Origin of the sequence: Kitasatospora sp. NPDC001309, from assembly GCF_042896295.1 — a bacterium.
In the GTDB taxonomy this organism is placed as follows: Bacteria; Actinomycetota; Actinomycetes; order Streptomycetales; family Streptomycetaceae; genus Kitasatospora.
Window position 1 is genome coordinate 47,582 of the sequence record NZ_JBIAXC010000024.1, and the last position, 12,136, is coordinate 59,717.

Below are 12,136 nucleotides of genomic sequence, written 5' to 3' on the forward strand. Positions count from 1 at the left end.
ACTAGTGAAAGGCCGCAACGGGTGTGATCGAGTACCGCATCGATCGGCGCAGCGGGGTCTCCACGTACCAGCAGATCGTGCAGCAGACCAAGCAGGCCCTGCGACTGGGGATGCTGGAGCCCGGGGACAAGCTGCCGACCGCCCGCGAGGTGGTCGAACTGACCGCCATCAACCCCAACACCGTGCTCAAGGCCTACCGCGAACTCGAACGCGAGGGACTGGTCGAGCCCCGCCCGGGGCTCGGCACCTTCGTCCGGCGTTCGCTCGCCCGGCCGGAGGCGGCGGCGGACGGACCGCTTCGCGCGGACCTCGTCAGCTGGGTGGACCGGGCCCGCGAGGCCGGGCTGGAACGCGAGGACATCGCCGCACTGATGGCGTCCGCGCTGGAGCAACGCTTCGACGCCGGGGTTCCGCCGACGCCACCGAACTGACCCGCGCCGGACCACACGCCGGACAGCACGCCCGACATGCACGCCCGAACCGGACACCGGAAACGGGCACCGGAAACGGGCGGCCGGCCGGCCGGCCGCACCGAACAGCCACACACCACAGCCGTACGCCGGGCCGCCCGGCAGCACCGAACCGAGAACAGTGGGGGGACCGGGTGAACGACCCGACAACCGTGACTCCGGCGTTGGAGGCCGTCGGGCTGGGCAGGCGGTACCGGGGTGAATGGGCCCTGAACGCCTGCGACTTCACCGTCCCGACCGGACGGATCTGCGGGGTGGTCGGCCCCAACGGCGCGGGCAAGAGCACCCTGCTCTCCCTCGCCGCCCGCCAACTCATTCCCACCGAGGGTGAGTTGCGAGTGTTCGGCACGACCGCCGACACCCGCGAGGAACGCGCCCGGGTCGCCTACGTGGCACAGGACAAGCCGCTCTACCCGGGACTCACCGTGGCCGAGACCCTCCGGATGGGCCGCGAGCTCAATCCGGTCTGGGACGAGGAGACCGTCGAACAGATCGTCGACCAGGGCGAGTTGCGCCTCAGGGCCCGGATCGGCTCGCTGTCCGGCGGCCAGCGCACCCGGGTCTCGCTGGCGCTCGCCCTCGGCAAGCGCCCCGACCTGCTGCTGCTCGACGAGCCGATGGCCGACCTCGACCCGCTCGCCCGGCACCAGCTCATGGGCACCCTGATGTCGGCCGCCGCCGAGCGCGGCACGACCATCGTGGTGTCCTCGCACATCCTCCCGGAGCTGGACGGCGTGATCGACCACCTGCTGCTGGTCCAGCGCGGACGGATCCGGCTCTCCGGCGACCTGGACGACATCCTCGCGGGGCACCAGCTGCTCACCGGCCCCGCCGACGGCGCCGACCTCCCGCCCGGCCTGGTGGTCGAGCAGCGGTCCGCCGGCCGCCGGCTGACCGCACTGGTGCGCACCGGCGAGCCACTGGACGGTCCCTGGGAGACCGAACGGCCCAGCCTGGACGAGCTGCTGCTCGGCTACCTCCGCGCCCCGGCCGAACCGACCCCGACCAGGCCCGCACCTGCCGAGCCCGCCCCGGACACCACCGGCACCGCCCCGGCGAACGACGAGAAGGCAGCATGAGCACGGACGTCCTGACCGACCCCGCGAAGCCCGCTCCCGCCCCCGGGTCCGCCACCCCGGACCGGTCCGGAACCCCCCGACTGCGCGGCCTGCTCTGGCTGACGTGGCGTCAGAATCGGCTTCTGCTCTGGGTCCTGGCGGCACTGCTGGTCCTGCTGGCGGCCGACCTCCTGTGGATCCACGTCGTCGCCCAGCACATCACGGGCGCGCTGCGGCGGACGGGCTGCTACAGCCCCGAGAGCTGGGACAGCAACAAGTGCTGGATCCTCCTCTCGCCGATCAACCGACCGAACTTCTGGTTCGCCTCCGTGCTCCAGCCGGTGGTCACCGCCGTCCCGCTGTTGATCGGCGTGTTCGTCGGCGCTCCGCTGCTGGCCCAGGAGCACGAGCGCGGCACGATCCGCCTGATCCGTGCCCAGTCCGTCGGTCCTGTGCGCTGGCTGGCCGCCCGCCTCGCGGTGCCGGGACTCGCGGTGCTGGCCGTCACCGGCGTGCTCGCCTCGCTGATGACCTGGGTGTGGTGGACGGACATCGTGCACGGTCCGGTGGCCTTCGACCCGCCGTTCCAGTTCTTCACCTACCCGGCCCTCGGCATCGCACCGGTCGCCTGGTCCCTGTTCGCGCTGGCCCTGGGCGTCCTGGTCGGCCAGGTGCTGCGCCGGACGCTGCCCGCGATGTTCCTCACCGGCGCCCTGGTCGCGGTGACCCACGGCCTGGTCCGCTGGGCGCGCCCGTCCTTCTACCCCACCGTCGACGTCGTGGCCCCCCTCCGGGCCATGCAGCCCACCAACGCGTGGCTGGTCGACACGAAGACCGTCCTGCCCGACGGCAGCCGGGTCGACTCCGTCGCGTGCATCGAGACGCACCGGTGCGACGGGGCCACCGGCACCTGGCTGAGCTACCACCCCTCCTCCCACCTCGTCCCGGTCCAACTCGTCGAGGCCGGAATCCTGTTGGTGCTCACCGCCCTCGCCCTGGCGGCCGCCTTCCGCCTCGTCCGCCGGTAGCCCTCCCGCAGCCCGGCGACACCACTCCGACAGCGCCCGGCGCCGGGCATCACCCCCCTCCCCACCTGCGGCGCACTTGACGAAAGGTTGACCTGTTCACGGCAGATAGTTGACGACCGGCGCCCCTATGGTCGGCCCATGCCCTCACAGCCCATCAGGCCGACCGCCCTGCCGGTCCTCCCCTACCGCAAGCCCACCCGCGGCCGGGACTACTGGGTCCTGGACAACGTCCTGCCCGACCCGGACGCCGTCCGCGAGCGCGTCCTGGCCCGCGGCGACTGGACCGAGGGCTACCCGTACCGCCCCGAGACCTGGCCCGGCCTGCGCACCATGCCCGGCCTGGAACCGGACGAGCTGGCCCGGGTCGAGGCCCAGGTCCGCAAGGCCACCGGCGCCTCCCGGCTCTGGGTGCAGAGCACCCCCGGCGGCGGCACGCTCAACCACAACTGCGTCCAGGTCGTCGGCGCCGGGGAGTCGGAGTCCCGCCCGCACACCGACTCCCGCGCGCTCTGCCGCTACGCCGCCGTGCTCTACCTGAGCCCCGGCGCCCCCAAGGACGCCGGCACCAGCTTCTACCGCCAGCAGTTCCCCGGCGGCCGCCTCGGGGGCAACCTGGTCAACGCCCCGCACAACAACCTGGTCGAGGCGCTCGGCACCCGGCACGTCCCCGCCGACCACTTCACCGAGGACGTCCGGGTCCCCAACCGCTACAACCAACTGCTCCTCTATCACGCCAACCTGATCCACAGCGCCACCGACTACTACGGCGCGGAGCTGGCGGACCGCCGGATGACCGCCGTGTTCTTCTGGATGGCCTGACGGATGGCCTGATGGCTGGCCTGATGGCTGGCCCGACCGGCTGACCACGCCGGGCCGGGACCCCGCGGACCGGTTCGAGCGGCGCCCGCCCGGGGACGCTCCCCGCATGAACCCCGACGCCGTACCCCCCACCGAGACGGTCCGCCCCGACTGGGCCGCCATCGACCGGCTGCCCACCGCCGACCTGCTCCGCCTGATGAACGCCGAGGACCGCGCCGTCCCCGTGACCGTCGCCGGGCAGCTGGCGCGGATCGCCGCCGTGGTCGACGCGGCGGCGGCGAGGATGGCGCGCGGCGGGCGGCTGGTCTACGCCGGTGCGGGCACGGCCGGGCGGCTCGGGGTGCTGGACGCCGCCGAGTGCCCGCCGACCTTCGGCACCGACCCCGGGCTGGTGGTGGGCCTGATCGCGGGCGGCCGGAGCGCCGTGACGGAGGCCGCCGAGGGCGCCGAGGACCGCACCGACCTCGCCGAGGCCGACGTGGCGGCGCTCGCCCTGACCCCGGACGACACCCTGGTGGGCGTCTCCGCCTCGGGTCGCACCCCGTACGCGCTCGCCGCCGTGGGCGCCGCCCGGGCGGCCGGGGCGCTGACCGTCGGGCTGGCCTGCAACCGCGGCTCGACGCTGGTGGCGGCGGCGGAGCTGGGGATCGAGGTGGAGGTCGGCCCCGAGGTGCTGGCCGGCTCCACCCGGTTGAAGGCGGGCACCGCGCAGAAGCTGGTGCTCAACATGCTGTCCACGTCGGTGATGATCCGCCTCGGCCGGACGTACGGAAACCTGATGGTCGATCTGCGGGCCACCAACGTCAAACTCCGCGAGCGCGCCCGCCGGATCGTCGCGGAGGCCACCGGTGCCGACGCCCCGACGGTCGACCGCGCCCTCACCGCCACCGACGGCCGGACGAAGGACGCCGTCCTGCTGCTGCTCGCCGACGTGGACGCACCCACCGCCGCCCGGCTCCTCACGGCCTCGGCCGGACGGCTCCGCGACGCCCTCGAACTCGCCCGCCGCCAGCGCCCGTTGCCCGGCCCGGACCCGCTGGAACCCGGCAGGGTCTGACCGGGCGGCCACGACCACCTCACGCGGGGAACACGGGGTCCCCGTCCTCGCCGGTCCACGGCCACCGGTCCGGCTCCCGGCCGAGGGCCCGCCAGACGGCGTGTGCGGCGGCGAACTTCACGTCACCGGGGCCGGTGTCCGCCGGGGCCGTGACGATCTCCACGACCGAGACGAGGACGCCACGGGCCTCCTCGGGCAGCCGCATCAGCGCGTACCAGGCGCCGTCCCGCGCCTCCTCCCGGAACCGTTCCGCCTCTGCGCAGCCGGCGCCCACCGCGATCCCGAAGGACGCTCCGCGCCCGCCGGACACCTCGGCGACGACCCGCACCGCCGGTCCGGCGGCCACAGCGACGTGCACGGTCACCTGGGCGTAGCGCGACCATCGAGCGGTCTGGCGCGACAACCGGTGGGTACCCTCCACCGCTCACCCCCCGATCAGCACAGGAACCGGGCCGGGAACCCGAATCCGCACTACCCCAGCCGCAGGTCCGCGGCCGCCACGACCTCTCCCAGGCGCGGGAAGTCCAGCTCCACCGAGGCCCGGTGCTCCGCCTCCGTCAGCCCGGCCATCGCGTCCTCGACGAACACCAGCCGGTAGCCGTGGTCGGCGGCCGCGCGGGCGGTCGACTCCACACCGAGGTTGGTCGCGATCCCGGCGAGGACGAGCGTCTCCACTCCCCGGGCCCGGAGCAGTTCGTGCAGTCCGGTGCCCTGGAAGGCGCCGATGGTGCGCTTCACCACGACCTCGTCGGCCGCCGCCTCGACCTCGGCCACCAGCCCGCTGCCGGGCGGCTGTTCGGCGACGCCTGGCCGCTCGACCCGCACCGCGACGACCGGGGCGCCGGCCGCACGGAAGTCCTCGGCGAGGCGCAGCGAGGCCGCCACGACCTCCGGACCGGAGTGCGGCGCGAGCTGGTTGGCGACGATCCGGTCCATCAGGTCGATCAGGACCAGGGCCGTACTACGGGGATCAAGGGTGGTCATGGCGCTCACGCTAGCCCATCGCCCACGGCACCCGAACCCTCCGCCGCCTCCCGGGCGATCTCCGCCCGGAACCCCTCCACCAGCACCCGCAGCCCGTAGTCGAAGTCGGCGTCGTGGTCGGTCATCCGCAGCACGTCGGCGGCCTCGCTCAGCAGCGGCAGCTCGCGCAGCGCCTCGTCGGGGAACGGCGGCCGGGTGCGCTGCGCGGCGTCCTGTCGCCAGGCCTGTTCCTCGGTGACCCAGCCCATGATGTAGCGGTCGACGGTCAGCAGCAGTCGCAGTGCGGTGCGCGGGCGCAGCCCGGCCCGGCACAGCGCGCTCAACTGGGCCTCGATGGCCGGGAGTTCGTCCTCGGTCGGCAGGGTGCCGGCGTGCACCCGGGCGCCGTCACGGTAGGCCAGCAGGGCGTTGCGCTTGGCCCGGGCGTCGGCGGTGATCCAGTCGGGCCAGTGCTCCGGGTCCGGCTCGCGGTCGGGCGGGAGGGCCTCGGCGAGCATCGCCTCGGCCATCAGGTCGAGCAGTTCCCGCTTGTTCTTGAAGTGCCAGTACAGCGCCGGTGACTGCACGCCCAGCTCGCGGGCGAGCCGGCGGGTGCTGAGCCCGTCGATGCCCTCCTCGTTGAGCACCCGCAGCGCGGTGCGCACCACTTCGTCGCGTTGCAGCGCCATCCGATCGGCCTCCCGGTAATCCGCTTGCGGGGCCACCTTATCGCCGCTAAGTTCCGACCCGGACTTTATCAGTGATAAGGAGGCAATGCCCGCCACGACAACCACTGCCGCGACAACCACTGCTACGACGACCACTGCCGCGACGCCCACCCACCCGACACCCAAGGACCCCGCATGACCCCAGGAACGGACCGCCGACGGTCCCGACTGCTCCCCGACACCACCCCCTGGCGCACCTCCCGGGACTTCCGCCTCACCTGGACCTCCGGCACGGTCACCCTGCTCGGCTCGGTCTTCACCATGACCGCGATCCCGCTCCAGATCGCCGACCTCACCGGCTCACCGCTCGCCGTCGGAGCCGTCGGAGCGGTCGAACTCGTGCCCACCGTCCTGTTCGGCCTCTACGGAGGCGTGCTCGCCGACCGCGCCGACCGCCGTACCGTCGCCCTGGCCTGCGAAGTCGCCCTGGCCGTCCTGAGCGCCCTGCTACTGGCCAACGCGCTGCTCGGAGCACCCGCGGTCTGGCCGCTCTACCTGGCCGCCGGCCTGGCGGCGGCCGTCCAGGGCATCCAGCAGCCCTCGGTGGAGGCGATGGTCCCGCGGCTGGTCCCGCCGGAGCAGCTGGTGGCGGCCGGGGCGCTGCTCTCGCTGCGCTGGAGCATCGGCGGCGTGGCCGCGCCGGCCGCCGCGGGACTGCTCATCGCGACCAGCGGGGCCCCGGCCGCATACCTGGTCGACCTGGCCACCTTCCTGCTGTCCATCGCCCTGCTCGCCCGGGTGCGGCCCGTCCCCTCGGAGCGGGACGCCGAGGCGCCGCCGCTGCGCGACCTCACCGAGGGCATCCGGTACGCGGCCCGCCGACCCGACCTGCTGGGTACCTACCTGGCCGACCTGGCCGCCACCGTCTTCGCCCTGCCCACCGCCCTGTTCCCCTTCCTCGCCGGGGAGCTGGACGCGACCTGGGCGCTCGGCCTGCTCTACTCGGCGTCCGCCGCGGGCAGCCTGCTCGCCGCCACCACCGGCGGGTGGACGGAACGGGTGCACCGGTACGGACGGCCGGTCCTGCTCTCCGCCGCCCTGGTGGGCGCGGCCACCGCCGCGGCCGCCGTCGCCCCGGGCCTGTGGGCCGTGCTGCTCTGCCTGGCCGTCGCGGGCGCCGCCCACTGGATCGGCGACACCTTCCGCAGCGCCCTGTGGAACCGGTCCATCCCGGACGAGCTGCGCGGCCGCGCCGCCGGCCTGGAGCTGCTGATCGGCTCCGCCGGACCGGCCCTCGGCGACCTGCGGGCCGGCGGCCTCGCCGCCCGGCAGGGCATCCGGGCCGCGCTGGGCACCGGCGGCCTGCTCTGCCTGGGCAGCAGCGCCCTGCTCGCCGCGGCGCTTCCGGCGCTCTGGCGCTACGACCAGCGCACGCCTGCCACGGCGGAGGCCGGGGCCCGCCCCGCGCCGTGAGGGTGCCGGGCACGCCGGCCCGCCCGCCGACTCCACCAGGTCCACGTCAAGCGAACTCTTGCCCCGCCCGCATTGACTGACGCTTTGTCAACAATTCACCATCCCCTGTCTACCCGCATAGATCCGCCACTGCTGACATGGACACACACCGCCCGGCAGCCCGTGCCGGGCCCGTGACAGGGAGCTCCCCCATGCTTCGTGCCCAACGACTCGCCCCCGCCGTCGCCACCGCGGTGCTCGCCGCGGCCGCCCTCGCGACCGCCGGCACCGCGCACGCCGCCCCCGCCTCCACCTCCGCCGCGCACGCCCGCGCCGCCCTCGACGCCACCTGTTCGCAGGCCTACCTCCCGCTGCCCGACCCCGCCTGCACCCCGGGCGCCACCAACCCGGACGTCACCCAGGACACCATCGACTCCACCATCTGCGTCCCGGGCTACAGCACCTCGATCCGCCCCTCCACCAGCTACACCAACCGCTTGAAGGTCCAGCAGATCGCCCAGTACGGCTACGAGGACACCAGCACGGCCGACTACGAGGAGGACCACTTCATCCCGCTGTCCCTCGGCGGCCACCCCACCGACCCGAACAACCTCTGGCCGGAGCCCCACTACGCCACCGACTCCAGCGGCCTGACCTCCACCGACAAGGACACCGTGGAGTACAAGCTCTACCGCGCGGTCTGCAACCACCAGGTCGCCCTGGTGCCCGCCCAGCAGGCCATCGCCACCAACTGGACCACCGCGCTGTCCGTCCTCGGCCTGGGCTGACGCCCGGCCGTCCGGCGCGGGCCCCGCGTCTCACAGCGTGAGGGCCCGCGCCGACGCCCGTACCGGGGAGGGGAGTTCGGTCCGTCCGCGCAGGTAGCGGTCCACCGCCGCGGCCACCGCCCGGCCCTCCGCGATCGCCCAGACGATCAGCGACTGGCCCCGCCCGGCGTCCCCCGCGACGAACACCCCGTCGGCGGCGGTGCCGAACCCGTCGTCCCGCTCCAGCGTCCCCTCCGGCCCGATGCCCAGCCCGAGTTGGGCGTACAGCGGCTGGTCCGGCTCCGGCCCGACGAAGCCCAGCGCGAGCAGCGCCAGTTGCGCCGGGAGCACCCGCTCGGTGCCCGCCCGGGGGCCACGGTCGCCCGGCTCGGCCTCGGCGTAGCGGACGGCCGCCAGCCGCCCGTCCGGCCCCGGCTCGAACCCGACCGTGACCGCCGCGAACACCCGCCCGCCGGCCGAGGACGACCGGCCCTCCTCCCCCGACGTCGCCCGCTCCTCCCCCGACGACGACAACGACAGCGACGACGCCCCCGCCCGCCCCGCCAACTCCTCGTGCGAGGTGGTCTCCCGGTACACCTTGGGGTGGACCGGCCAGGGCTGCCCCGGCCCGCGCCGCTCCGGCGGACACGGGTTGATGTCCAGCTGGGTCACCGAGGCCGCACCCTCGCGCAGCGCCGTCCCCAGGCAGTCGGAGGCGGTGTCCCCGCCGCCGACGACGACCACCCGCCGCCCCCGCGCGGACAGCGGCGAGACCGCCCGGTCCCCCTCGTCCACCCGGTTCGCCCAGGTCAGGTACTCCATCGCCGGGTGCACTCCGGCCAGCTCGCACCCGGGCACGGCCGGCACCCGCCAGGCACCGGCCCCCACCGCGACCACCACCGCGTCGTACCCGGCCCGCAGCTGCTCCCCGGTGACGTCCCGCCCGGCCCACACCCCGGTGCGGAACTCGGTGCCCTCGGCCCGCAGCTGCGCCAGCCGCCGTTCCAGCCGGTGCTTCTCCAGCCGGAACGGCGGGATCCCGTAGCGCAGCAGCCCGCCCGCCCGGTCGGCCCGTTCGTAGACGGTGGTGGCGTGGCCGGCCCGGGTCAGCTGCTGGGCGGCGGCCAGCCCGGCCGGCCCGGAGCCGATCACCGCCACCCGCCCGCCCGGTTCCGGCCGCTCGGGCGGCTGCGCCGCGTCCCAACCCTCGGCCCAGGCCCGGTCGGCGATCGCCAGTTCCACGTTCTTGATCGTCACCGCGTCCCCGTCGATCGCCAGCACGCAGGCGCTCTCGCACGGGGCCGGGCAGAGCCGCCCGGTGAACTCCGGGAAGTTGTTCGTCGCCAGCAGCCGGGCGGCCGCGGCCCGCCAGTCCGCGTCCGCGACCAGCCGGTTCCACTCCGGCACCAGGTTCCCCAGCGGACAGGCCGCGTGGCAGAACGGCAGCCCGCAGTCCATGCAGCGCTCCGCCTGTCCGCCCACCACCGGCAGCAGTGCCCCCGGCCGGTACACCTCCCGCCGGTCCCCCAGCCGCGCCCGGGCGTCCCGGCGCGCCCGCTCCGCGCGCGGGGTGGTGAGGAAGGCCATCCGCTCTGCCATCGAGGCCTCCGGCGGGGCGTACCGAAAGGGTCCGGCGGCCCACCCGGCGGCACGCCACCGTGTGGCCACCGTACGCCCACGAAGCGGCGCGCGACACCCGTGCCGGCCGGGAATCCGTGCCCCCGCTCTCCACTGCCGTGAGCACGCCAGGGAGAATCTCCCGCATGAGCCACACCGTGCTGATCGCCGAGGACGACCGCGCCATCCGCGACTCGCTCACCCGCGCCCTCACGCTGGAGGGCTACCGGGTGCGGATAGCCGCGGACGGCACCCAGACCCTGGCCGTCCTCGCCGAGCAGCGGCCGGACGTCCTGGTGCTCGACGTGATGATGCCCGCGCCGGACGGCCTGGAGGTCTGCCGCCGGCTGCGCGCGGCCGGCGACCGCACCCCGGTGCTGATGCTCACCGCCCGGGTCGAGGTCCCGGACCGGATCGCCGGGCTGGACGCCGGGGCCGACGACTACCTGGTCAAGCCCTTCGACGTGGACGAGCTGTTCGCCCGGCTGCGCGCCCTGCTGCGCCGCAACCCGCCCGCCGACACCCCCGAGGACGTCCTGACCGTCGCCGACCTGCGGGTCGAGCCGCCGGCCCGCCGGGCCTGGCGCGGCGGCGCCGAACTGGAGCTCTCCCGCACCGAGTTCGACCTGCTGGAGCTGCTCGCCCGGAACGCCGGCGCCGTCCTCGACCAGACCACCCTGTACGAGCGGATCTGGGGCTACGACTTCGGCCCGGGCTCGAAGAACCTCGCGGTCTTCATCGGCTACCTGCGCCGCAAGCTCGACCGCCCCGGCCTCACCCCGCTGATCCACACCGTCCGCGGCGTCGGCTACACGCTGCGCGAGCCGTGACCGGCCCGTCGGCCCGCCGCCCCCGGCTGCCGCGCCCCGGCCTGCGCACCACCCTCTCGCTCGCCTTCGCGGTGATGGCGGCCCTGGTCGCGGTGGTGATCGGCACGCTCGGCTACCACGCGGCGGCCGCGCTGATCCGCGACGACGAGTCGGACGACTTCAACTCGGCCGTCCACGCGGTCAGCGGCCAGGTGGACCGCCAGAAGCTGTTCCCAGGGGACTTCAACAGCCCGAGCGGGCTGAGCGAGCAGCTGCTGCACCCGATCAGGGTGACCGCCCAGGCCCTCGACTCGCACGGGGCGATCCTCCCGGGCACCGCGCACCTCGACCTGCCGACCACCGCGACCGACCGCGAACTCGCCCGCGCCGACGCACCCGCCCGCACGGTGATCGACGTGCGCCAGGTCGGCGGCCGGACCTGCCGGGTGGGCGTGGTCTCGCTCGGCGGCGGCCGGGGCGCCGTCCAGGTCGTGCTGCAACTCGACGACATCGAGGAGCTGTTGGAGGTGCTGCGGCACCAGATGGCGGCCGTGGTGGCCGTCGTCGTGCTGGTGGCGGGCGGATCCGGCTGGCTGGTCGCCGGGCGGATCACCGGCCGGCTGGTCCGGCTCACCGACGCGGCCGAACGGGTCGCCGCCAGCGGCCGCCTGGACGTCCCGGTGCCCGCCTCCGGCCGGGACGAGGTGGGCCGGCTCGGCCGCGCCTTCGACCGGATGCTGGTGCGCCTCGCCACCGCCAAGGAGAACCAGCGCCGGCTGGTCCAGGACGCCGGGCACGAGCTGCGCACCCCGCTGACCAGCCTGCGCACCAACCTCTCGGTGCTGCCCAGCATCGACCGGCTGCCGCCCGCCGAGCGCACCGCGCTGCTCGCCGACCTGGCCGAGGAGGCCCGGGAGCTGACCCAGCTGGTGGAGGAGCTGGTGGCGCTGGCGGCGGACCGCAAGGCCGACGAGGACCCGGTCGAGGTGGTGCTGGCGGAGGTGGTCCGCTCTGCCGCCGCCCAGGCCCGCCGGCGCAGCGACCGGGAGATCACCGTGGTCACGGACGACACCGTCGTCATCGCCCACCCGGACGCGCTGGCCCGCGCGGTGGGCAACCTGCTGGACAACGCGGCCAAGTTCGACCCGGCCGGGACGTCCCCGATCGAGCTGGTGGCGCACGGCCTCCGGGTCGAGGTCCGGGACCGCGGTCCGGGCATCGACGCGACCGACCTCGACCGGGTCTTCGACCGCTTCTACCGGGCCACCGCGGCCCGCAGCCTGCCCGGCTCGGGCCTGGGCCTGGCCATCGTCGCCGAGGTGGCCCGCTCGCACGGGGGCACCGCCTACGCCGCCAACCGGTCCGGCGGCGGCGCGGTGATCGGCTTCACCCTGGGCGGCTGAGCACCCCCGAGCACACCCGGGCACA

Annotated in this window: 13 protein-coding genes; 9 read left to right on the top strand and 4 right to left on the bottom strand. The window is 74.8% G+C overall.

The window, feature by feature from the left end; translation table 11 throughout:
• Positions 1-23: 23 nt before the first annotated feature.
• The 5 genes from ACFY2K_RS23385 to murQ all read left to right on the top strand — a co-directional run bounded on the left by ACFY2K_RS23385 (position 24) and on the right by murQ (position 4,432).
• Positions 24-431, top strand: coding sequence for a GntR family transcriptional regulator (locus ACFY2K_RS23385; protein ID WP_380587675.1), 408 nt, complete (start codon positions 24-26; stop codon positions 429-431).
• Between the two features lie 173 nt (positions 432-604).
• On the top strand, positions 605-1,549 hold the full coding sequence (locus ACFY2K_RS23390) for an ABC transporter ATP-binding protein (protein ID WP_387713704.1): 945 nt from the start codon (positions 605-607) through the stop codon (positions 1,547-1,549).
• Positions 1,546-2,556 (top strand): hypothetical protein, encoded by a 1,011-nt coding sequence (locus ACFY2K_RS23395; protein WP_387713707.1) that lies wholly within the window; start codon positions 1,546-1,548, stop codon positions 2,554-2,556. Before ACFY2K_RS23390 ends, ACFY2K_RS23395 begins: the two co-directional genes overlap by 4 nt.
• Positions 2,557-2,694: 138 nt before the next feature.
• Positions 2,695-3,375 (top strand): DUF6445 family protein, encoded by a 681-nt coding sequence (locus tag ACFY2K_RS23400; RefSeq protein ID WP_380587683.1) that lies wholly within the window; start codon positions 2,695-2,697, stop codon positions 3,373-3,375.
• A gap of 106 nt (positions 3,376-3,481) precedes the next feature.
• Complete coding sequence (gene murQ, locus ACFY2K_RS23405; RefSeq protein WP_387713710.1) at positions 3,482-4,432, top strand: N-acetylmuramic acid 6-phosphate etherase; 951 nt, start codon at positions 3,482-3,484, stop codon at positions 4,430-4,432.
• Between the two features lie 19 nt (positions 4,433-4,451).
• On the opposite strand, the gene ACFY2K_RS23410 is transcribed toward murQ, so the two are convergent.
• The 3 genes from ACFY2K_RS23410 to ACFY2K_RS23420 form a co-directional block, all read right to left on the bottom strand.
• Positions 4,452-4,790 (bottom strand): hypothetical protein, encoded by a 339-nt coding sequence (locus tag ACFY2K_RS23410; RefSeq protein ID WP_387713712.1) that lies wholly within the window; start codon positions 4,788-4,790, stop codon positions 4,452-4,454.
• Between the two features lie 113 nt (positions 4,791-4,903).
• Positions 4,904-5,416 carry an isochorismatase family protein gene (locus ACFY2K_RS23415; protein WP_380525545.1) on the bottom strand — a complete coding sequence of 171 codons (513 nt, stop codon included), beginning with the start codon at positions 5,414-5,416 and terminating at the stop codon, positions 4,904-4,906.
• Positions 5,417-5,421: 5 nt separating this feature from the next.
• A complete protein-coding gene (locus ACFY2K_RS23420) occupies positions 5,422-6,084 on the bottom strand; it encodes a TetR/AcrR family transcriptional regulator C-terminal domain-containing protein (RefSeq protein ID WP_380587685.1) in 663 nt (220 codons plus the stop codon).
• A gap of 174 nt (positions 6,085-6,258) precedes the next feature.
• Here ACFY2K_RS23420 and ACFY2K_RS23425 point away from each other — a divergent pair, with 174 nt between their 5' ends.
• The gene (locus ACFY2K_RS23425) at positions 6,259-7,536 is read left to right on the top strand and encodes an MFS transporter (RefSeq protein ID WP_387713716.1); all 1,278 of its coding nucleotides are present in this window, start codon (positions 6,259-6,261) and stop codon (positions 7,534-7,536) included.
• 191 nt (positions 7,537-7,727) lie between these two features.
• Positions 7,728-8,303: a hypothetical protein gene (locus ACFY2K_RS23430; RefSeq protein ID WP_387713719.1), complete on the top strand. Its 576-nt coding sequence runs from the start codon at positions 7,728-7,730 to the stop codon at positions 8,301-8,303.
• A gap of 30 nt (positions 8,304-8,333) precedes the next feature.
• On the opposite strand, the gene ACFY2K_RS23435 is transcribed toward ACFY2K_RS23430, so the two are convergent.
• Complete coding sequence (locus ACFY2K_RS23435; RefSeq protein WP_387713722.1) at positions 8,334-9,881, bottom strand: glutamate synthase subunit beta; 1,548 nt, start codon at positions 9,879-9,881, stop codon at positions 8,334-8,336.
• A gap of 164 nt (positions 9,882-10,045) precedes the next feature.
• Here ACFY2K_RS23435 and ACFY2K_RS23440 point away from each other — a divergent pair, with 164 nt between their 5' ends.
• The gene (locus ACFY2K_RS23440; RefSeq protein ID WP_380525550.1) at positions 10,046-10,729 is read left to right on the top strand and encodes a response regulator transcription factor; all 684 of its coding nucleotides are present in this window, start codon (positions 10,046-10,048) and stop codon (positions 10,727-10,729) included.
• Positions 10,726-12,111: an ATP-binding protein gene (locus ACFY2K_RS23445; RefSeq protein ID WP_387713725.1), complete on the top strand. Its 1,386-nt coding sequence runs from the start codon at positions 10,726-10,728 to the stop codon at positions 12,109-12,111. Before ACFY2K_RS23440 ends, ACFY2K_RS23445 begins: the two co-directional genes overlap by 4 nt.
• Positions 12,112-12,136 lie beyond the last annotated feature (25 nt).